Annotated in this window: 18 protein-coding genes; 3 read left to right on the forward strand and 15 right to left on the reverse strand. The window is 53.3% G+C overall.

Annotation, left to right across the window (positions count from 1 at the left end; genetic code table 11):
• Window positions 1-66 precede the first annotated feature (66 nt).
• Together rlmD and cysM are read right to left on the reverse strand one after the other, a co-directional pair.
• Entirely contained in the window at window positions 67-1,470 is a 1,404-nt protein-coding gene (rlmD, locus tag V8L71_RS00400; protein ID WP_336272915.1) for a 23S rRNA (uracil(1939)-C(5))-methyltransferase RlmD, read from the reverse strand.
• A 2-nt stretch (window positions 1,471-1,472) separates the two neighbouring features.
• On the reverse strand, window positions 1,473-2,381 hold the full coding sequence (gene cysM / locus V8L71_RS00405) for a cysteine synthase CysM (RefSeq protein WP_336272916.1): 909 nt from the start codon (window positions 2,379-2,381) through the stop codon (window positions 1,473-1,475).
• A 91-nt stretch (window positions 2,382-2,472) separates the two neighbouring features.
• Here cysM and V8L71_RS00410 point away from each other — a divergent pair, with 91 nt between their 5' ends.
• The gene (locus V8L71_RS00410) at window positions 2,473-5,205 is read left to right on the forward strand and encodes an ATP-binding protein (RefSeq protein ID WP_336272917.1); all 2,733 of its coding nucleotides are present in this window, start codon (window positions 2,473-2,475) and stop codon (window positions 5,203-5,205) included.
• Window positions 5,206-5,260: 55 nt separating this feature from the next.
• Here V8L71_RS00410 and acpS read toward each other — a convergent pair whose 3' ends face one another.
• From acpS to lepA, 7 genes are all read right to left on the reverse strand, one after another.
• Entirely contained in the window at window positions 5,261-5,641 is a 381-nt protein-coding gene (acpS, locus tag V8L71_RS00415; RefSeq protein ID WP_336272918.1) for a holo-ACP synthase, read from the reverse strand.
• Window positions 5,642-5,703: 62 nt separating this feature from the next.
• Window positions 5,704-6,534 (reverse strand): pyridoxine 5'-phosphate synthase, encoded by an 831-nt coding sequence (gene pdxJ, locus V8L71_RS00420; RefSeq protein WP_336272919.1) that lies wholly within the window; start codon window positions 6,532-6,534, stop codon window positions 5,704-5,706.
• 52 nt (window positions 6,535-6,586) lie between these two features.
• Window positions 6,587-7,282, reverse strand: coding sequence for a DNA repair protein RecO (recO, locus tag V8L71_RS00425; protein ID WP_176303157.1), 696 nt, complete (start codon window positions 7,280-7,282; stop codon window positions 6,587-6,589).
• Window positions 7,283-7,290: 8 nt separating this feature from the next.
• Entirely contained in the window at window positions 7,291-8,190 is a 900-nt protein-coding gene (gene era / locus V8L71_RS00430) for a GTPase Era (RefSeq protein WP_336272920.1), read from the reverse strand.
• Window positions 8,187-8,879: a ribonuclease III gene (gene rnc, locus V8L71_RS00435; RefSeq protein ID WP_035566125.1), complete on the reverse strand. Its 693-nt coding sequence runs from the start codon at window positions 8,877-8,879 to the stop codon at window positions 8,187-8,189. The genes era and rnc overlap by 4 nt, the downstream gene beginning before the upstream one ends.
• 67 nt (window positions 8,880-8,946) lie before the next feature.
• Window positions 8,947-9,750: a signal peptidase I gene (gene lepB, locus V8L71_RS00440; RefSeq protein WP_336272921.1), complete on the reverse strand. Its 804-nt coding sequence runs from the start codon at window positions 9,748-9,750 to the stop codon at window positions 8,947-8,949.
• Window positions 9,751-9,765: 15 nt separating this feature from the next.
• Window positions 9,766-11,580 carry a translation elongation factor 4 gene (gene lepA / locus V8L71_RS00445; RefSeq protein ID WP_336272922.1) on the reverse strand — a complete coding sequence of 605 codons (1,815 nt, stop codon included), beginning with the start codon at window positions 11,578-11,580 and terminating at the stop codon, window positions 9,766-9,768.
• 284 nt (window positions 11,581-11,864) lie between these two features.
• Here lepA and V8L71_RS00450 point away from each other — a divergent pair, with 284 nt between their 5' ends.
• A complete protein-coding gene (locus V8L71_RS00450) occupies window positions 11,865-12,365 on the forward strand; it encodes an MgtC/SapB family protein (protein ID WP_336272923.1) in 501 nt (166 codons plus the stop codon).
• A gap of 140 nt (window positions 12,366-12,505) precedes the next feature.
• Here the strand turns inward: V8L71_RS00450 and V8L71_RS00455 are convergent, their stop codons facing one another.
• From V8L71_RS00455 to rpoE, 5 genes are all read right to left on the reverse strand, one after another.
• Window positions 12,506-13,930, reverse strand: coding sequence for a DegQ family serine endoprotease (locus V8L71_RS00455; protein WP_336272924.1), 1,425 nt, complete (start codon window positions 13,928-13,930; stop codon window positions 12,506-12,508).
• Between the two features lie 133 nt (window positions 13,931-14,063).
• Complete coding sequence (locus V8L71_RS00460) at window positions 14,064-14,564, reverse strand: SoxR reducing system RseC family protein (RefSeq protein ID WP_332870628.1); 501 nt, start codon at window positions 14,562-14,564, stop codon at window positions 14,064-14,066.
• A complete protein-coding gene (locus tag V8L71_RS00465) occupies window positions 14,548-15,585 on the reverse strand; it encodes a MucB/RseB C-terminal domain-containing protein (protein ID WP_101146166.1) in 1,038 nt (345 codons plus the stop codon). Before V8L71_RS00465 ends, V8L71_RS00460 begins: the two co-directional genes overlap by 17 nt.
• A 55-nt stretch (window positions 15,586-15,640) precedes the next feature.
• The gene (locus V8L71_RS00470) at window positions 15,641-16,366 is read right to left on the reverse strand and encodes a sigma-E factor negative regulatory protein (RefSeq protein WP_336272925.1); all 726 of its coding nucleotides are present in this window, start codon (window positions 16,364-16,366) and stop codon (window positions 15,641-15,643) included.
• A gap of 297 nt (window positions 16,367-16,663) precedes the next feature.
• Entirely contained in the window at window positions 16,664-17,263 is a 600-nt protein-coding gene (gene rpoE, locus V8L71_RS00475) for an RNA polymerase sigma factor RpoE (RefSeq protein ID WP_008956771.1), read from the reverse strand.
• Window positions 17,264-17,654: 391 nt separating this feature from the next.
• On the opposite strand from rpoE, the gene V8L71_RS00480 reads away from it, so the two are divergent.
• On the forward strand, window positions 17,655-18,731 hold the full coding sequence (locus tag V8L71_RS00480; RefSeq protein WP_101146168.1) for a 3-deoxy-7-phosphoheptulonate synthase: 1,077 nt from the start codon (window positions 17,655-17,657) through the stop codon (window positions 18,729-18,731).
• A 57-nt stretch (window positions 18,732-18,788) separates the two neighbouring features.
• On the opposite strand, the gene dinG is transcribed toward V8L71_RS00480, so the two are convergent.
• Window positions 18,789-20,918, reverse strand: a complete 2,130-nt coding sequence (gene dinG / locus V8L71_RS00485; protein ID WP_336272926.1) for an ATP-dependent DNA helicase DinG — start codon at window positions 20,916-20,918, stop codon at window positions 18,789-18,791.
• Between the last annotated feature and the right edge of the window lie 5 nt (window positions 20,919-20,923).

A 20,923-nucleotide genomic window follows, 5' to 3' on the forward strand; every position in this document is an offset into this window, starting at 1 on the left:
ATCCATTCTGGGGGACGATCTCCACACGGCTGTCACCGTGGCTTGACGCATTTAGCTGCATCAGCTTCAAACAGCATCATTTTCAAACAACATTAGTGTTTCCATATGCGCAGTGTGAAGGAACATATCTGCCACTGCTACTTGCTTAACCCGGTAACCTGCATGCACAAGATGTGCCGCATCCCGGGCAAGCGTTGCTGGGTCACAAGAAATATAGACCACTCTGGGCACCGGGTGGCGCGCCAGCGCCTGACAAATTGCTTCCCCACCGCTGCGCGGCGGATCAAGCACTAGCGCATCACTATCACGATGATCATATAGCAGCTCTTTAACGCTGGCGGAGTCGTTCAAGTCGGCCTGTTGGCCGCTAACCATCAGCGCGTTGTTTTTAGCATTTATCGCAATCCGCGCCACCATGGCAGGATTGCCCTCCACCGCGTGCACTTCAGCACCCGCCGCGGCGATGGGCAAGCTGAAATTCCCGATACCTGCAAACAGATCGAGCAGCTTTTGCCCTGGCTTGGGCGCCAACCATTGCATCACTTGGGCAACCATTTGCTGATTAACCTGGGCGTTGACCTGTAAAAAATCGCCTGGGGCAAAACTTAGCGTTAGCGGTGGCTGGTCGTTGAGTGTTAGCGACTCTTCCAGCACCGGGGGCGCGCCATGCCAGTGCAGCGTGGGTGTTTCACGCCCCAACCAGGTGCCTAAAGCCACTTGATGCTGCTGGGCAAAAGCTTGCCAGCGCTCGGCATCCTGAAGGTGCTCTTTGAGTTGACGAACCAGTACTACTTGGGTGGTCGCCGTTGCCAGCAATTCTATGTGACCCACATGTCGCGGAGCATCTAAGCGTTGGAGCAACTCGCGTAGTGGCGTTAACAACTGCTGTAAGGAATCAACCAATACCGGACAGCGCTCGATATCGACTAAGCGATGGCTATGGGCAGCACGAAAGCCGAGGCGCGTATTGCCCTGGCTATCTACCTTGACGCCTAGCCGTGCACGACGCCGATAACCCTGGGCATCGCCCTGAATCGAGCCAATCTCGCCTAGCGTGATGCCTTGACGCGCAAACAGGTCACGCACCACCTCACGCTTGTGGGTGCGCTGGGCATCAATATTTAAATGTTGTAAATCGCAGCCGCCACAGTGGCCAAAATGCGGGCACGGGGGCGTAACACGCTGATCAGAGGACGTTAGCAGTGATTTAACATGCGCTTCGTCAAAGCGTTTACGCGTCAGATGAATCGCCACCTCAACCTGTTCACCGGGCAACGCCTGATCAACAAACACGGTTTTACCGTTGGCTGAGTGGGCGACGCCACGACCATCGTGCGCTAAGCGCTCAATCACCAAGGGCGACGTATCATCATCTGTAGCCGTATGACGCGTTTTGCCGCCTGGCGTTCCAGCAAGCCCAGAATGACCTGACGCGGGCCTAGACGGCCGCCTTTTTCCCAACATGGCCATGGTTATACTCCTGGGGCAAATAGGCCAGTAGAGAGATAGCGGTCACCGCGGTCACAGACAATAAACACAATGACCGCATTTTCAGTTTGCTCGGCAATGCGCAGCGCGCCTGCCAAGCTACCACCTGATGAAACTCCGGCCAGAATACCCTCTTCGCGGGCAAGACGACGCATATGCTCTTCGGCTTCTTGCTGGCCGATATCAAGCGTGACATCCACCCGAGGCGCTTCAAAGATGGCGGGAAGGTACTCTTTTGGCCAGCGACGAATTCCGGGAATACTGGCGCCATCGGCGGGCTGCAAGCCGACAATCTGAATAGCCGGGTTTTGCTCTTTTAAATAGCGCGACACGCCCATGATGGTGCCTGTGGTACCCATTGAACTTACAAAGTGAGTCACTTCGCCACCGGTTTGTTGCCATACTTCAGGGCCGGTGGTGCGATAGTGCGCCAACGGGTTGTCCGGGTTGGCGAACTGATTGAGCGGTTTTCCCTCGCCCCTGGCGATCATGTCATCCGCTATATCCCGAGCTTCCTCCATGCCACCGGCTTTACTGGCCGAAATGAGTTTGGCCCCATAGGCTGCCATCGCCTGCTTACGCTCTTCCGAGGCGTTTTCCGGCATCACGAGTACCATTTTGTAGCCTTTGATCGCCGCCGCCATAGCCAACGCAATACCGGTATTACCTGAGGTTGCCTCAATCAGGGTATCGCCGGGGGTAATATCACCACGGGCTTCCGCCTCGCTGATCATGGAGAGTGCGGGACGATCCTTGACCGAACCCGCTGGGTTATTGCCTTCAAGCTTGGCCAGCAGGGTATTGTTGCGACCGGCGCTAATGCGCTTCAGGCGCACTAATGGCGTGTTGCCAACAATCTCTTCCAACGTGGGATAGCCCTTAAGATCGTTCATGAAAATTCCTTATCGTAACCGTTATGCTGCATTATATCGGTGCTGCCTTGACCTGGACAGGCAACCTCATTGAATCAGCGAGCTTCTTTTCATGTCATTGAATACCCGTCTTCTATTTGCCCTACTCGGTTTTCCGCTCCTGGTGTACGCCATGATGGCTGTATTACTGGTCATACATAGTGATACGGAAGCTCAGGCGGCACAGCAAGAACGCTTGGAAAATGCTGGCGAGCTGCTGTTGCCCAGTTTTGCTGACGCAGTCGCACAGAGTGATTCTCAGCGTCTTGAGGCCCTGGCCCGCCAACTTCTCACCATGAGAGGATTGCGGGCGGTTGCGCTTTTTGATGCGCAAGGCGATCGTCTTTTATTACTGGGCAACGCTGCGCAACCCACTCTGGAAGCGCCTGCTAGCAGCCAACTGCTCATGGAAGAAGAGGCTTGGCGACTGCGCTTACCGTTAGCGGTTACCCAGCCCAATACAAGCTTAGTCAGTGCGGTCAGTAGTAGCGCAGGCTGGCTGGTTATTGAAATGGACACCCGAGCGCTCACCCTGGGTCGTTATAAATTGATTGCTAGTCTTAGCTTAGGCGGCATGTTGCTTGGCCTGCTGATGTTTTTAATCGCCTTCGCCATCAGTCGCTATGCCACCCGCCCTATCGAAGAAGCTAACCAAGCGCTTTATCGCCTATCCCGCGGTGACTATCGGCTGCATCTGATGCCTTCTAATGCGGCGGAACTTAACCACCTGACTAGCCACATTAATACCCTCGCTGAACACTTTCAGCAGGCCCAGCGGGATATGCAAACGCAAATTGAGCAGGCCACCAGCGAACTGCAAGAATCCATGGAAACCATTGAGGAGCAGAATATAAAGCTCGATTTGGCCCACCGCAGCGCTTTGCGGGCGAATGCGGTGAAATCCGAATTCTTAGCCAACATGAGCCATGAGATTCGCACCCCACTCAACGGCATTATTGGGTTTTGCCGACTGCTGGGCCGTTCATCGCTGGATACCCGCCAGCAGGAATGGTTGCAGCACGTGCATCGCGCTTGCGACAACCTGCTTATGTTGGTTAACGACGTGCTCGACTTTTCCAAGCTTGAGGCCAATCGCCTTACCCTTGAAGAAGCGGATATTGATATCGTCGCACTGGTTGATGAAGTGATAGGGCTTCACGCGCCTGAAGCCCAGCGCAAGCAGTTACACCTAGTGGCGATGGTGTATGACGATGTCCCTACACCACTGAGCGGTGATCCGTTGCGTATTCATCAAGTGTTAAATAACTTGATTGGTAATGCGCTCAAATTCACTCATGAAGGTGACGTGATTGTGCGTGTTATGCTGGATAACCAGGAAGGCCAGCATGTCGTGCTTAACCTCAGCGTTAGTGACACCGGAATTGGTCTTAGCGATGCCCATCAGAAGGCCTTATTTAGCGCCTTTTCCCAGGCTGAACCCAGCCATTCGCGTGAGTTTGGCGGCAGTGGCCTGGGGCTTACTATCTGCCGCCAGCTCATTGAGCGCATGGGCGGCGAGATTGAGCTGGAGAGTGTACTGGGCCAAGGCACCACTTTCTCCTTTACACTGCCCCTGCTGGCTCACAAAGCGATCGAACGACCAGCGGAGATTAGCCTAGCCAACCCCACTATTTGCCTCTATGAAACACATGCGCCTACTCGCCATGTGTTGGAGCATTTGCTGCAACGCTGGGAAGCGCAACCGATTGCGTTTGATGCCCCTGAGCCGGCACAACTGCTGATATTGGGGTTGGAGCACAGTGATTATACGCCCGAGCGCCACCGCTACTGGCAAAAAGTCATTGATCAAACGCCTTGCCCTGTATTGATTTTAGCCAACGGCAACAGTTTTGACCTGCCCCCTTTACGATTACCCCAGGGCGGTGAAACGCTTTACAAACCCTTTTCACGCGCTCAATTGGTGGCATCGCTTAAGCAATTACTGCTGCCGGCGTTCGTGTCCGATAAGAAGCCTGGGCCGTTAGCCGCTCTGCCAGCGTCGTCTCAACCCGTCAAGTTGTTGATTGTGGATGACAATACGCCGAACCGTGAGCTGCTCAAAAATATGCTTGAAGATCCCGCCCTGCATATCACGGCATTAGAAAGTGGCCACCAAGCACTAGAGTTTGCGAGAACCAGCAACGTAGATATGGTGCTGATGGATATTCGTATGCCTGGCATGGATGGTGTACAAACCACCCAAGCGTTGCGCCGACTCAGCAGTACATGGGCTCGCTGCCCCATTATAGCGGTCACCGCTCATGTCCTTAGCAGTGAACGCCAAAAGTGGCTCGCCGAAGGCCTTGATGACGTCTTGATAAAGCCCATTGATGAGGCTCAGCTACATCAACTGCTGCATCGCTTTTTGGGGATTACCCATCAGCTAGCCGACAGCAATGCAACGCCTTCTGCAACGAGCAGTAGCAAAACCACTATTAAGTCATTTAGCCACACGACGCCCGCCAAGCTACCCGTTGTGGATCTTGAGATAGGCGCACGCCTAGCAGGCGGTAAAGAGTACCTCGCACGGGAGCAGCTAAAACGTTTGATCGACAGCTTGGATGAAAGCGAACAACACATGCGTAGCGCTTTTGCGCAACAAAATTTGCCGATGCTGCTCGATTGGGTCCACGGATTGAATGGCGCCAGCCGTTACTGCGGCGCGCCGGAGCTGGCATTGCTTGTAGAGACGCTGGAGACACGGCTGCGGACCAGCGGCTTAGACCATGTAGAGGGGCTACTGGAGGACTTATATCGTGCAATGGCACGACTAAAAGCACACCGCCCGTTTTTACTCAGGTCCTAAGCCAATAACTAATTCCTAAAGACCAAAGACCAAAGCTTCGTCCGGTCTTGGCTGGCTATGAGCGTTCCAGCACCACAAAAGCAACCGCGTACTCGGCTTCGTCACTCAAGGTGATATGACTCGCCGTGACGCCTGCCGCCTGGAGTAGCCGCTCTGCTTTACCGTCAAGCACGAAGTAAGGCTTACCCAAGGCATCATTAAGCACCTGGATATCACACCACTGCATTCCGTGGCGCAGGCCAAGCCCTAGCGCTTTAACAAACGCCTCCTTGGCAGCGAAACGTTTGGCGAGGAAGGCGGCAGGCTGGGATTTCTTGAGCCAAAGTGTATGCTCTTCAGGCCCTAAAATTCGCTGCGCAAAGCGCGGGCCGTGCCGCTGCACGGCCCGCGTAAAGCGCTCAATACGCGCTATATCGGAGCCAATACCAACAATCATCGCCTAAAAAACCTCTTAATATGAACTCCTGAATAGTCAACGCGTGAAGAGCCAATCTTTGATCAATGCCCGCAGCATCCGTTATGCACATGGTCCTCTGTATGCTCATGGTCGTGCTCATGATCGTGGGCATCGAGAGCTGCCATTAGCCCTGCCTCTTGGCCTGCGACAATCAAGCGTTTCATTTCTTGTACGGCCTCTTTCAGGCCAACAAACAGCGCACGGGCAATAATGGCATGACCAATATTAAGCTCGTTGACGCCTGGCAATGCCGCAATGGCTTCAACGTTATGGTAGTGCAAGCCGTGACCAGCATTGACCACCAATCCTAGTGAGACAGCATGCGTAGCGGCAGCTGTTAAGCGGTGATACTCCGCATTCGCCGCATCGCTGCCTGGCCGAGCTTCTGCGTAAGCGCCCGTGTGCAGCTCGATGGTAGGAACCCCCGCACGCTGGGCAGCATCGATCTGCTGTATGTCAGGATCGATAAACAGAGAGACGTCGCAGCCCGCTGCGCTCAATCGCTGGCAGGCGCTGGCAATAGCGTCAAAGCCGCCGACCACATCCAGGCCACCTTCAGTAGTCAGTTCTTCACGCTTCTCAGGTACCAGACAAACGTGGGCTGGACGCACGTCTTCAGCCAGCGCCAGCATCTCCTCGGTAACCGCCATTTCCAGGTTCATGCGGGTATTAAGCACTTCGGCCAGAATACGCACATCACGAGGCTGAATATGACGACGGTCCTCACGCAAATGCACCGTAATACCATCAGCCCCCGCCTCTTCCGCCACTAGCGCGGCTTGAACAGGATCAGGGTAGCGGGTACCTCGGGCTTGGCGAAGTGTCGCAATGTGGTCAATATTGACGCCTAACAGTATCCGAGGGGGGTGCATAGTGCCTCCAGCGCAGCGATAAGAAAGAGTTTGTGAGCAAGAAATTCAACCATTAAGGACGATGGCGACGTCGCGCTAAATCGAGCATTAATTCCCGCGAGCGTAAGACGGTGGAACCCAGGTGCGGTGCCAGTGCGGCACGCATCACTGCCTTCAAAGCGTTAGCGAGCCCTTCATGCTGCCAGTCACCCTGTTCAATATAACGCAGCGTGCGGCCATCTAAACCGCGTTCGGCCGGGGAAAAAGCGCGCGTCGCTGCATCAAAACGATAGCGCAGTTGGGGGTCCAAGACGCTGCCCTCCGGTGTTGTAAACTGCGGTGTTGCTTCAAGCGCTTCCAATAGCGCCCACTCATAACGGCGCAACGCCAACGCCCTCTCAGCGGGTGCTGGCAACGCTTCCAGTAGCGCCGTATAAAAGGCGAATACATCAGAGGCTGGTAACTCTAGCGGCAATAGTCGAGTGGCGATCTCGTTAGCGTAAAGCCCACATAGCAAGCCTTCACCCGCTAATAATGCCGTTTGGCCGCGTGATTCCATCAGCGTCAGCCGCTTTAAATCACGGCTGCCCTGCCACGTCACGAATAGCGGTGTAAAAGGCTGCAAACGTTGGCGAGATTTTGAGCCGGGCCGTTGTCCGCCATGGGCGACAGCACGCACTCTGCCGTGGTCAAGGGTTAGTAGATCTACCAGCGCACTGGTTTCACGGTAAGGCCGACGATGAAGCAAGAAAGCCGGCTCAGGCGCCATCGCTACACTCAATCGAGGTCGTAACCCAGGCTTTTCAAGGCGCGCTCGTCATCCGACCAACCACGCTTCACTTTCACCCAGAGATTCAGCATGACTTTGGTGCCCAGCGCGCGCTCCATATCAAGGCGTGCTTCACGACCAATACTTTTGAGTCGTTCGCCGTTTTCGCCAATCAAAATAACTTTTTGACCCTGCCGCTCAACAAGGATGAGTGCGCTGATATGTGTCACACGCTCGGTCTCGCGGAACTCTTCAATTTCAACGGTCATCTGGTAAGGAAGCTCGTCGCCCAACTGGCGCATTACTTTTTCACGTACCAGCTCAGCGGCCATAAAGCGCAGACTTTTATCGGTAATCTGGTCTTCTGGGAAGAAGTGAACGCTTTCAGGGAGATGCTTGGCCACCTCCTCTTCCAAGGTATCCACCTGGGTGCCATGTTTAGCTGAAATTGGCACGATGGCAGCGAAGTCGCGTCGAGCACCCACCTCAGCCAACCACGGTAAAAGATCGCCTTTCTCGCCGAGACGGTCGACTTTATTGACCGCCAAAATAACCGGCGCTTTGACGTGTTCCAGGCGCTTCAACACCGCCTGGTCTTCTTCGGTCCAGCGAGTGCGGTCGATAATAAACACCACACAATCTACGTCACGCAGTGCCTGGGTAGCCGCCTGGTTCATAAAGCGGTTGATCGCCTTGTTACGGTCCTTGGACATGATGTGCATGCCCGGCGTATCGACGTAGATGAACTGGGTCTCATTCTCCGTTTTAATACCCATTACCTGGTGGCGCGTGGTTTGCGGGCGCCGTGAGGTAATCGATATTTTCTGCCCCAAAATACGGTTCATGAGGGTCGATTTGCCCACGTTGGGTCGGCCGACGATGGCAACGAATCCGCAGGTTTGGCTCATGATTTTTCTCCAGGGCTTTTTTCGAGGTACGATAGTGCTTCTTCTGCTGCTTGCTGTTCAGCATGACGGCGGCTAGGGCCCTTACCAGTGGTATGCTCAACCAGCAGGTCAATGTAGCACTCCACGGTAAAGGTCTGGGCATGCGCCTCGCCCTTCACGCAGACAACTTCATAGCGCGGCAAGGCGGCTTGACGCGACTGCAAAAACTCCTGCAAACGCGTTTTGGGGTCCTTTTGGGTATCTTGCAACGAGATATTTTCCAATCGCTCTGCATACCAATCCAATACACGGTCACGCACCACATCCATGCCAGCATCCAGATAGATAGCCCCAATGATGGCTTCAACCGCGTCCGCCAGGATCGATTCACGGCGATGCCCACCGCTTTTCATCTCACCAGAGCCTAGCCGTAAGCACTCACCGAACTCCATTTCCCGGGCAAGCTCCGCCAGCGTTTGGCCTTTCACCAACCGCGCACGCAGGCGTGAAAGCTGACCTTCACGAGCCTGGGGGAAGCGTTGAAACAGCGCCTCGGCGATCACAAAATTGACAATGGAGTCACCCAGGAACTCCAGGCGCTCATTGTTACGACCACCGAAGCTGCGGTGGGTCAAGGCCAATTCCAATAACGTATCATCGCCAAAGGTATGGCCGATTCGTCGGCAAAAAGCGTTCAAGGAATTACTCACAGCTCTCCTACGTCATTGACGTTAACTAAAGTGACATAACTGACTAACCACAATCTAAGCAGGTGCTTCATTCAATACGCCGCACGCTGGTAAAACTTGGCAACCCGCCATCCCAATGCATCCATACTCCAAACGCACGGCCAACAATATTCTCTTCCGGCACAAAGCCCCAATAGCGGCTGTCGTTGGAGTGGTCTCGGTTATCACCCATCATGAAATAGTGCCCTTCCGGCACTTCTACTTCGCGCATCTGCGGGCCTGGGTCTCGTGGGTTGTTATAAATAAAGTGCTCAGCGTCGCCAAGGCGTTCAGCTAATAATAGCTGCTGGGGAGAACCTTCGGGGCCCTCTTCAATCAACTCTTTAGCCACCGCTTCACCGTTGATAAAGAGCTGTTTGCCTTCATAACGGATACGATCCCCTGGCATGCCAACCACACGCTTGATGAAATTCACCGACGGTTCACCTGGGAAACGAAACACCATCACGTCGCCACGCTCGGGATCATCTACTTCAATAAAGCGAGTATTCACCACGGGTAATCGTAATCCGTAAGCGAATTTGTTAACTAGAATAAAGTCGCCTACTTCGAGCGTTGGTCGCATTGAACCCGAGGGAATTTGGAAGGGTTCAATGACAAAACTACGCACCAACAGCACAACCAATAGCACCGGAAAAAATGAACGTGCGTAGTCGACCGGCCAAGGTTCTTTAAGCAGTTTTTCAGTGGTAGCAGGGTCAAGTCCTTCCTTGGTATTGGCCTCTGCTGTGGCGAAACGTTGTCGGCGCTTGGGTTTTAATACCAGCACGTCCAACAGGTAAACAACGCCCGAAAGCGCAACGGCGAGTACCAAAAGTAATGAAAAATCCATGGGTGGTGTTCTTTCCTAGTCGTTTACCTTGAGCACAGCAAGGAAGGCATCCTGGGGAATTTCCACACGCCCCACTTGTTTCATGCGTTTCTTACCCGCTTTCTGTTTCTCGAGCAGTTTCTTCTTACGGCTGACATCGCCACCGTAACACTTGGCGGTCACATTTTTGCGTAGTGCCTTGACCGTCGAGCGCGCGACTACCTGACCACCGATAGCGGCCTGGATGGCCACATCAAACATTTGCCGTGGAATTAGCTCTTTCATTTTTTCCACCAGTAAACGGCCACGAGGGTGGGCATGGTCACGGTGGATAATGACGGCTAATGCATCAACTTTATCACCGTTAATGAGCACGTCTAAACGCACCAATTTAGCCTCTTCAAATCGCTCGAAGTTGTACTCAAGCGATGCATACCCTTTCGATATAGATTTCAAGCGATCGAAGAAGTCCATGACCACTTCTGACATGGGTAGCTCATAGGCCAGTTGAATCTGGTTGCCTAAGAACTGCATATCCCGCTGTGTACCCCGGCGCTGTTCACACTCGGTAATCACGTTGCCTACATACTCCTGGGGAACCAGGATGCTGGCGCGGACAACCGGCTCGCGCATTTCATCTACGTCGGCCATGTCAGGCAGTTTGGAGGGGTTGGAGACGTAGTTAACGTCGCCGTTTTTCATCGCTAGTTCATAAACAACCGTTGGCGCCGTGGTGAGTAGGTCAATATTATACTCACGCTCCAGGCGCTCCTGCACAATTTCCATGTGTAGCGTGCCAAGAAAGCCCACACGGAAACCGAAGCCAAGGGCATCGGAGTTCTCTGGCACATATTCAAGCGAAGCATCATTAAGCGCCAGTTTTTCTAGCGCATCGCGGAAGTCTTCGTAATCATCCGCGCTGACCGGGAACATACCGGCATAAACCTGTGGCTTCACTTTTTGGAAACCAGGTAAGCGCGCGACGTCAGGGGTTTTCGTATGGGTAATCGTATCGCCCACCGGTGCCCCGTGAATCTCCTTAATGCCAGCGACAATAAAACCAACTTCACCGGCACGCAGGATATTAGTCTGTTTACGCTGGGGGGTAAAAATACCCACTTCTGTCGTGCCCCAGTCGCGGCCCGTCGATTTAATACGGATCTTATCGCCTTTGCGCAGCGTCCCATCAAATAGACGCACCAGTGAGACTACGCCGAGATAGTTATCAAACCAGGAGTCGATAATGAGCGCTTGCAGGGGTGCATCGGGATCGCCTTTGGGTGGCGGAATATCACGCACCAAGCGTTCAAGCAGGGCGTCGATTCCAATACCGCTTTTAGCCGACACTCGGCAGGCATCGGTAGCATCAAGCCCGATGATCTCCTCGATTTCCTGAGAAACCTTGTCACAATCCGCCTGTGGCAAATCAATTTTGTTAAGCACCGGCAGAACTTCTAGGCCTTGTTCAATCGCGGTATAGCAGTTGGCCACCGACTGGGCTTCCACGCCTTGCGCTGCATCGACTACCAGCAGTGCACCTTCACAGGCGTAGAGCGAACGCGACACTTCGTAAGAGAAATCAACGTGCCCCGGCGTATCGATAAAGTTGAGCTGGTAAACCTGGCCATCGGCAGCCGTATAATCCAGCGTCACCGACTGAGCCTTGATGGTAATACCACGCTCACGCTCAATGTCCATGGAATCGAGCACTTGCTCTTTAAGCTCACGTTCCGTTAACCCTTCACAGGTCTGAATCAAACGATCAGAGAGCGTCGATTTACCATGGTCAATATGTGCGATAATAGAGAAATTTCGTATATGATTGATTTTACTATCGTTTTCTTGGGTCATTTGCCGATTTAATCCGGGTATGTAGGCAATCGAGTACGATTAAAAAAAGTACCTTGAAATGCGCAGTCGAAATTTGGTGTCATTGTACCGTTAGCGGGGTTCCGGTGCTATGTTCATCAAAAAATGCCAAAAATAACCGCTACCTAATCACCTTACTAAGGTTCTACACGTACTATTTTTCACCCCTTGTGCAGGCATAGGGGCAAGCCAACTTTAACTATTTCATGGTATTTGCTTATTCCTATACTAGGTTTTTTTATTGGATGAGCTTGAAAAGGAATGTCATGGAAACCGAAATCCCCATCCTGGATATGCTAGCCCGCCTGCTTGTTGCCTCCGGCCTGGCCCTGTGCCTTGGCTTGGAACGGGAGCTTCGTGGCAAACCCGCGGGGCTCCGCTCCCATATGCTGGTGTCACTTGGCTCGTCTGCATTTATCATTGTTGGCATGAGCGTGCTATTTGCCACGAGTGAAGGGGATCACGCGGCAAGTATCGATCCGAATCGTGTTGTTGAGGGCGTCATTGGTGGCATAGGTTTTTTGGGTGCTGGCAGTATTATTCGCAGTGGCGCCCACATCGAAGGGATTACCACTGGCGCCTCGATTTGGCTGGCCGGTGCCGTTGGCGTTGCCGCAGGCATCAATAATTTCCCATTAGCCGTTATGGTCACCGTTTTAGGATTAATCATCATGGTGATGTTAGGCCGATTCGAGCACGACATTATAAAGAACCTTGTTGATAAAAAAGGTAAGAGTAAAGAACGTGAAAAAAAGAATGAGGAGTGATCAAAAGAGGCAAGAGGAAATAAAGTGGTCGGAGGAAATAGAGGTAGGAAATACAGCCTAGCGAGCTTAATTATCGAGTGAGGCAGGCTAGCAGCCATAGTCCGGCGAGAACCGCCGGACTATGGGTAACAATAGATGGATTATTCTAGGCGAAGCGCTACAAACAGCGAACGACCCTCGCGGAACAGGCGCAACGGAATGGCACGATCAGTAGGCAACTCTTTGACAATGCTCATTAATTCCTCTGAAGAAGAGACGCTGCGATGATCGATACTTACCAATACATCCCCAGGCCGAATTCCTGCTTTAGCTGCCACGCTACCTGACTCAACTTGGCGAACTACCACGCCACCTGAGATATTCAGCTGCTCACGCATAGCATCATCAATTTCAGAGACCATTACGCCAAGACGTGTTTGGTTTTCGCTAGTGGCTTGAGCAGTCTGCTGCTCGGCGTCCGGCCAACTGCCCAGCTCTACTGATTCGGTCAGCTGTTCACCATCACGCATCAAGGTAAGCTCTACCTCGGTCCCGGGCTCACCTTTGCCAATCAGACGCGGCAGCGAGCTTGAGCGCTCAACCTCTTCACCATTGACTTCAAGAATGACATCACCAGCCTGGAGGCCACCCTGCGCGGCGGGGCCTTCGGGATCAAGATCAGCAATCAGCGCACCAATCGCACTCTCCATGCCAAACGACTCAGCCAAATCTTCGGAGACCGGCTGGATCATGACACCTAACCAGCCGCGATTAACTCGGCCATCTTCACGCAGTTGCTCGGCCACATCCATAGCCACGTTGATGGGAATCGCGAATGAAACACCCATGAAACCGCCGCTACGAGTAAAGATTTGTGAGTTGATGCCGACCACTTCGCCATCAAGATTAAACAGCGGACCACCGGAGTTACCGGGGTTGATCGCCACGTCCGTTTGAATAAAGGGAACATACGCATCACGCGGCAATGTGCGATTGATTGCACTGACGATACCCGCCGTGACGGAGTGATCAAAACCGAAAGGCGAGCCAATCGCAGCGACCCATTCGCCAACTTTGAGGTCGTCAGAATCGCCCAGCGTCAATGTTGGTAGGTCATTGGCCTCTATTTTAAGGAGTGCCACATCGGTTTGTGGGTCACTACCAATCACTTGGGCACTCAACTCACGTCGATCATTGAGCCGCACAAGAATTTCATCAGCGTCTTGAACAACGTGTGCGTTAGTCATCACGTAGCCATCCTCGCTAATAACGAAGCCGGAACCTAAGGATTGACGCTCTTCACTACGTCCTTGCCCATTGCTAGGCGGCTCGGGGAAGCTATCGCCAAAGTTATCACCAAAAAAATGGCGGAAAATTTCTGGGATTTCCTGACCACCGAACCCTTCAAAACCAGGGACACTGCTACGCTGAACCGTTCTACTGGTAGAAATATTCACCACCCCAGGGGCGGCATCCTCTACCAGCTCGGTAAAATCAGGCAAACCCTGTGCGCTGGCCGCTTGGCCAAAGGTTAGCAATGCCACCACACATACCCATAGGGTGGAGGGGAGAATCAAGCGCTTCATGCAAGAGCTCCTACTTAAGGTGATAGTAATCGAAGGCAGATCAATGACTCACAGCAACGTTCATAGAAACTGTTTATAGAAATTTTTTATAGAAACAGTTCATTGAAAAGTGCCGGAGAACTAAATTAACCTTCTAATTGACCAAGCGTGGACGAAAGCGTTCCCCTCGCCCACGCAATAGGGAGTTAATACTTAGCGCACCGCCCACCAAGGCGATAAAAAAGATCAGTGGCGGCAGCCAAATTAAATCACTAACACGCGAGACTATGCCGGATAGCAACAGCGCTAGCAGTAAAGGGAGCCCATAAACAAAAAAAGCGAGTAGCGTGACGGACGCACTTGGCAAGCTTATGGTGACCAACTTCCCTAATGGATAGCGCTGCTCAATATCTAGGGCTGACTCAGGAAGTGCTATAGCAATGTGCTGGCTGCGCCGACGCGATAACAATCCTAAACCGCACCCTCTTCCCTGCGCGCACTGCTCACAATTCTCTTGGGCAGACATTTCTATAATAAGATGCTGGGGCTTAAACCCTACAACAGTGCCAGTGCGCAGCAGAGTGGAGCATGCAGTAGAGGCCGTCATTTCATTTCTTGACATACGTAAAACGAAAACACTAAGGCTCATCCTCATCGTGGCTATCACTACTGGTCTGAGATTCAAGCAAATCAAAATTGATTGAGCGGACGATCCGTTGGAGTGTTGCTACAGGCAGCTCACCAATGGCCACCACCTGCCAACGACCTTTAGCGCTCATTGTATGCTCAATGGCGACAGCAGAAACACCCAGTTGCTGGACGCCTTCTTTTAAAGCGGTAGTAGCATCAGAGGAAAGAGGTTCCACAAAGATACTTACCGTCGCTAAACCGTCGCTATAAACTCGTTGATGCCGATCATTGCCGGTAAAATTAATCGGTTGAGTAACAAAACCTTCGGGCAACCAGGTAACTTGCCAGGGAGTGCCCAGCACGACCTTTGAACCATCTACCCTAACGATTCCAGTATACTTTCGAGGCGATTGAAGCTGAGTGATTTGAAAAGTTTCTATGATTCGCCCTTGCTGGTCAATGAGTACATGCTTCAGCAACAGGCCAGTGTCTTGGTCTAGCCACCACTCATGGGAAAAACGCCATTGATCGCGAGGCTCAAACATTAGTTTAACCGCTTCACGACCAGCAACACGCGCGTTATCTTCAAGCTCAATGGAATAGAACTGCTCAAGGTGAGCGGCCCACCGCGCTGGAGAAGGCAGCTCACCAGTGCTGTCCTCTTCTGTCCAGGCTAACCGCCCGACTGGCGAGCGTCGCTCGATACTGACAGAGGGACCATCTAAATACTGAACTACCTGCTGTCGAATACCGTCTTGAATTCGGTGCGAAAGCGCAAGAGTGCGAACCCCGATTGAATCAATAGCGACGGCTCTTGCTTGAAAGGCGTAACAGTGGCTGGCCCACAAACCACGCTCAAGCCACTGTGTTGCGCTGCTAGGCGCCTGCTGCGAAACCGCTGCACATTCATAACCAGCGTGGCTTTCTGATTGTTTATTTATGCTCTCTGCATAGACATCAAAAGAGAGCATACAAGCCACAGCTGCAGTTGCTAGCCCCCATGCTCGCTTAGTCCGCAGGGCAAACATCATATTGCGCACTTCCATCTCGCGCACTCCCTGCTCACCTAATAGGCGCTATGAAAAAACCCGTCATTGAGGCTTAGCGCTGCCCTAGTGGCTCAGTTACTGCAGAAGGACGCATCAGCGGCATCCAGCTGTCACCACTGCCGTAAGCGGCACTTTGGGTGTGCTGTTTTAAGTAAGATTGCAATAAGCCGATCTGATCAACATCAATGTTAGTGCCTTGTGAAGCGGTGACTCCCTGAGGAGCCTGCGCTGAGAAGCCAGCTTCACTAATATTCATCAAACCACTTTGACCTGACTGCCCGCTAAGCCTAAACGGCGTAGGTTCAAACATCGGCATATCTGCACGCCCAGCAACTGCCGGCTGAGACGCCAAACTAACGGGTTGCACTTGAGTCCCCCCATTAGTACTGGAAGCAGTCGTTGCAATGTCGCCACCTTGACCAACCGGCGAATCGCTGCCAAAGAACTGCACACCTGTAATAACCATCAAGGAGACAGCAGCAGCAACGCCAGCACCACGGGCAAACGATATCCCTCCAGTGCGATAGGCCACTTGGTCTGAGCCTTGCGTTATGGGAGCAGGCTCGTCACGCAATCGGGCCATGATGCCAGCAGAAAGATCAACGCTTACATCGACACCCTGCTCACGTTGCATCATGCTGCGCGCAAGATGATAGCGGCGCCAAGTATCGGCGGCGTCATCATCGTTAGGCAGCGCCTTCAACACTCGGCGAAGCTCTAGCTCATCACTTTCGCCATCCATCAACACCGAAAGTGATTCCCGTGTGTTTTGACTCATACTTCACACCCTCACACTGTTTAAAAGAAGTACTGGCATAGTGGCCACTCAGAACAAGCACCATCACGCCGACGACTTCCAAGGCCAAGACTCCGTTACACACTACTTAGGCTATCTACCTAACCAGGTTACAACGCTAAGCTCATGACGCTTTGCACATTGATACAACCATTGTGCTCATCAAGATAGTCATGCTTTATGACGCTAAACGTGCCAGACAGTTCACAAAAAAAGTAAAACCTTCATTTATTGTGATGGCGATTCAAAGCAATCACCTAGCCCTTTTATTAGTGACCGTTATTCATCGCGACTGTTCCTGGCCGTCGATACTAACGGACGAATATGCTCATCAACCGCTTCCCGAGCGCGGAAAATTCGTGAGCGAACGGTACCCACCGGACACTGCATTACCTGAGCGATATCTTCGTAAGCAAGACCATCCAGTTCTCGCAAGGTTATCGCCGTGCGCAGATCATCAGGCAAATTGGCAATAGCTTGGTAAACCGCTGCTTCAAGCTGATCTCTGGCAATGGCCGCTTCCGGCGATTCTGAATCGGCCAATCGACCACTTTGATCGATAATTTCAGCATCAACAATATCTAGATCGCTGCCCGGAGGACGCCTGCCCCGTGAGACCAAATAATTTTTGGCAGTATTGATAGCAATACGGTACATCCAGGTATAAAACGCGCTTTCGGCGCGAAACTTGCCCAAGGCGCGATACGCCTTGATAAATGCCTCCTGAGCAACATCCTGCACTTCAGAGTGATCATGAACGTAACGACCGATCAAGCCGATAATTTTGTGCTGGTATTTTTTTACCAGCAAATCGAAAGCGCGCGTATCGCCTTTTTGGGCACGTTCCACAAGCTGTTGGTCTGTTTCCCGAGTGCCCATTCACACGCTCCTCCAGCTCGTACGGCGTGCGCCGAGCCCCATTCCTATTAGCCCTAACAAGTGGGCGTTCACAGCAAGCAGCATAGCGTCCCTTGGGCATTGATTAATAATAGAGTGAATAAAAGAGCGAATACATCGCCCGTATATGTTGTTGCATTTTATAACGGTACCGAATTTTAAAGACAGGGCCCAGTTAAAACAGAGCCTCAGTGTTGCGCGTTCCGTGCAAGGCATCAAGCACTTAGCTCCTTTCACAAAACCCTGCGGCTGACACTTTTAATGCTGCTATAGTTCCACAACAATTGATTTTTACCTCCCCGGCAAGCGATAGTAGACGCCACTTTTATCGTCCCCTCACTTTTTCAGCCATTACGCAAGCACAGGTAGCAAGATGTCAGAACAGCAGGTTAATAACCTTAACGTCCTCGCTCAAGACGTTCTCACAACGCCAGAAGCGCTCAAGAATGCCATACCGTTAACGGAGGCAGCAGAGCGCACCGTAATAGAGGGGCGTAAAACCATCCAGAACATCCTGGATGGCAGCGATCCACGCCTGTTGGTAGTGGTCGGCCCTTGCTCTATTCACGACGTGGAAGCAGCGCTTGATTATGCCCGCCGTCTTCGCAAACTTGCCGATCAAGTCAGCGACAGCCTGTATATAGTGATGCGCGTCTATTTCGAAAAGCCGCGCACAACGGTGGGCTGGAAAGGCCTGATCAACGACCCGCACCTCAACGACTCTTTTGAGATCGATGAAGGCTTGCACATCGCTCGAAAGCTGCTGGTCGACCTCGCTGAAATGGGCTTACCGCTCGCTACCGAAGCACTCGATCCCATCTCTCCTCAGTACATGCAAGACTGCATTAGCTGGTCAGCGATTGGCGCCCGCACGACCGAGTCGCAAACTCACCGGGAAATGGCTTCCGGCCTTTCCTGCCCGGTCGGCTTTAAAAACGGTACCGACGGCAGCCTGGATGTGGCGATTAACGCGCTTCAGTCCGTGGCCAGCCCGCACAATTTCCTGGGGATTAACCAAGCAGGCCAGGTGGCCATTATTCGCACCCGAGGCAACGCCTACGGCCATGTTGTTCTACGTGGCGGCAACGGCAAGCCCAACTACGACAGCGTAAGCGTTGCCCTGGCGGAGAAAGAGCTCGAGAAAGCCAAGCTCTCGCCCAACATTATGATCGACTGCTCCCACGCCAACTCCAACAAGGACGCAGCGCTACAGCCGTTAGTATTGGAAAACGTTACCAACCAAATCCTGGAAGGCAACACTTCCATCATAGGCCTGATGGTTGAATCCAACATTGGCTGGGGCAATCAAAAATTGCCGCAGGATCTTAGCCAGCTGCAGTATGGCGTCTCGATTACCGATGCTTGCATCGACTGGGACACCACGGTGGAAACCTTCAACCGCATGAACGATAAACTTGCCGCCACGCTAGCCAAGCGCATCGCCAAGTAGGTCGAAAACCCCGCTTCGGCGGGGTTTTTTGTTGTTTCCCAGCACACTGGATAATCGTTAGCGACTAATTTCACGCCGAAATGGTGGCAGTGCGTCCAGCAGCGCTTGCCCATATCGACGGGTAATCACCCGCTTATCCAGCAAGGTGATCGTCCCCCGATCACTCTCCTTACGAATCAAGCGCCCGCAGGCCTGCACCAGTTTAATAGACGCATCAGGCACGCTAATGCGCATAAACGCGTTACCGCCCTGGCTCTCTATCCACTCAGCTAACGTAGCGCCCACCGGGTCATCGGGCACTGCAAAGGGTAGTCGCGTAATCACCACGTGCGTCAAATAATCGCCGGGAAGATCGATCCCCTCGGCAAAGCTCGCTAAGCCAAAGATGATACTTCCCTCACCCCTATCCACCGCCGCACGGTGTCGCTCGATAAGCTCGCGCTTTGGCAACGCATCCTGTGCGAGCACGCGCTCTTTCACACTGGCGGGCAGTGCTTTATCGACCGCGCGAAGCTGAGCTCGAGAAGAGAACAGCACTAGCGCCGCCTCTTTGTCGGCCAACTGCGAGACAAAAGTCACAATCGCCCGCTCGTGGGCATCCCTATCCCCAGGGTCGGTGGCCTCTTTGGGTACGCGCAGCACCGCATTGGCGTAATCAAAGGGGCTCGGCAACGCCTGATAGCGATAGCGATTGGCCAAGCCTGCCCGCTCTTGTAGCCGCTCAAAGCGACCCAAGGCCGTCAGGGTCGCTGAGGTGACTACCGCCCCATGGCAGCGCCCCCATAAATGCTTGGCAAGCGTGTGCGCGGCTGATACCGGGCTAGCCGAAAACTCAACCTCCGGCTCCCCCGCTACACGACTTAGGGTAATCCAGCGAGCGCTGGGTGCTTCATTAGCAACATCCTGCTCGCTGAACGCCTGCCACAAGGCATGGGCCTCTAACGCCCGCCCATGAAGCAACGCAACAAGCGGCAACCAGGTTTCTGCCTGCTCACGATCAAGGCCGGTCTGTTTATCAGGGTCGAGGCTTTCACGCAGGATGTCGCTAATGCTCTCCAAGCAGCGCGACAGCGAGGCGAACATCACCAACAATTGCTGCGCCTGTTCCCGCAGAGCGTCGGGCACTTGGCCCTTCTCAAAACGCGATTGATGAGTGGCCTCTTCGTCAGCCAAACCATTTGGCCGCTCCGCCAACTGATGACCCATGCTAAACACATCGCCTAGTGCGGGTTCCAGGTTATGAATGAGCTCTGGCAAGCTGACCAAAAGCCGCGCCACCGTTGGCTGAATAGCCAACGCCTGGTGAAGATCGGTCAAACTGCTTTTTAGCGTTTTCAGCCAACGCAAGCAACCATGCACTGCAAAGCGGTGAGCAAAATGGGAAAGCGCCTTTTCGGGCAAGTGATGGCCTTCGTCGAACACAAAGATGCAGTCCGCCGGGTCGGGCAGAATAGCGCCGCCGCCCAAGGCCAAGTCAGCCAGCACAAGGTCGTGATTGGCGACGATAACATCCGCATTCTCAAGTTCACGACGGGAACGGAAAAACGCGCAGGCACCAAAGTGCCCGCAGCGCCTGCCCGTACACTGGCGATGATCTACTGTGAGTCTTCGCCAGTGCGCATCGTCTATCGACTCTGGCCAATTATCGCGATCCCCTTCCCATTCGCCCTGGCCATAAGCTTGCGCCATATCGCTGGCAATGACCGTAAAGTCACTACTTTGCGTTTGCAGCGACTGCTCAAACAACGAGAGCGTTGGGTTGGGTTCAGTGCCTTCGAGCGCCTGATCCAGACGCGCCACGCACACATAGCGACCACGCCCTTTGGCTAATGCGTAGCGAAAGGGAATGCCACTGTGGCTAGCCAGCGAGGGTAAGTCCTGATTCAGCACCTGCTCTTGGAGAGCGACCGTGGCCGTGGAAATAATCAGCCGCTTGCCGCGCGCTTTCGCGATGGGCAAGGCGGCGATTAGATAGGCCAGCGTTTTTCCAGTGCCGGTGCCCGCTTCAAGCACACACACGTGGGTATCGCTTGTGCGCTTACCTTCGCTGTCGCTCTCGATATTACCGAGGGTCCTGGCGATTTCGGCGATCATCATGCGCTGGCCGTAGCGTGGTGTTAGCTCAAGGGTATCCACCACGCGACGGTAAGCGTCTTGAATCTCGCTTTTGAGGGCATCATCCAGCATGCGGC

The sequence above is a fragment of the Vreelandella indica genome (assembly GCF_037070225.1).
Lineage (GTDB): Bacteria > Pseudomonadota > Gammaproteobacteria > Pseudomonadales > Halomonadaceae > Vreelandella > Vreelandella arctica.

Coding starts and splice junctions, on each gene's coding strand:
- V8L71_RS00480 (WP_101146168.1), top strand. CDS start 17,655: ATGTCAGAACAGCAGGTTAATAACCTTAACGTCCTCGCTCAAGACGTT.
- rlmD (WP_336272915.1), bottom strand. CDS start 1,470: ATGGCCATGTTGGGAAAAAGGCGGCCGTCTAGGCCCGCGTCAGGTCAT.
- V8L71_RS00455 (WP_336272924.1), bottom strand. CDS start 13,930: ATGAAGCGCTTGATTCTCCCCTCCACCCTATGGGTATGTGTGGTGGCA.
- pdxJ (WP_336272919.1), bottom strand. CDS start 6,534: ATGCACCCCCCTCGGATACTGTTAGGCGTCAATATTGACCACATTGCG.
- V8L71_RS00460 (WP_332870628.1), bottom strand. CDS start 14,564: ATGAGGATGAGCCTTAGTGTTTTCGTTTTACGTATGTCAAGAAATGAA.
- era (WP_336272920.1), bottom strand. CDS start 8,190: ATGAGCCAAACCTGCGGATTCGTTGCCATCGTCGGCCGACCCAACGTG.
- V8L71_RS00450 (WP_336272923.1), top strand. CDS start 11,865: ATGGAAACCGAAATCCCCATCCTGGATATGCTAGCCCGCCTGCTTGTT.
- V8L71_RS00470 (WP_336272925.1), bottom strand. CDS start 16,366: ATGAGTCAAAACACACGGGAATCACTTTCGGTGTTGATGGATGGCGAA.
- lepA (WP_336272922.1), bottom strand. CDS start 11,580: ATGACCCAAGAAAACGATAGTAAAATCAATCATATACGAAATTTCTCT.
- lepB (WP_336272921.1), bottom strand. CDS start 9,750: ATGGATTTTTCATTACTTTTGGTACTCGCCGTTGCGCTTTCGGGCGTT.
- cysM (WP_336272916.1), bottom strand. CDS start 2,381: ATGAACGATCTTAAGGGCTATCCCACGTTGGAAGAGATTGTTGGCAAC.
- rpoE (WP_008956771.1), bottom strand. CDS start 17,263: ATGGGCACTCGGGAAACAGACCAACAGCTTGTGGAACGTGCCCAAAAA.
- acpS (WP_336272918.1), bottom strand. CDS start 5,641: ATGATTGTTGGTATTGGCTCCGATATAGCGCGTATTGAGCGCTTTACG.
- V8L71_RS00410 (WP_336272917.1), top strand. CDS start 2,473: ATGTCATTGAATACCCGTCTTCTATTTGCCCTACTCGGTTTTCCGCTC.
- recO (WP_176303157.1), bottom strand. CDS start 7,282: ATGGCGCCTGAGCCGGCTTTCTTGCTTCATCGTCGGCCTTACCGTGAA.
- V8L71_RS00465 (WP_101146166.1), bottom strand. CDS start 15,585: ATGGAAGTGCGCAATATGATGTTTGCCCTGCGGACTAAGCGAGCATGG.
- dinG (WP_336272926.1), bottom strand. CDS start 20,918: ATGCTGGATGATGCCCTCAAAAGCGAGATTCAAGACGCTTACCGTCGC.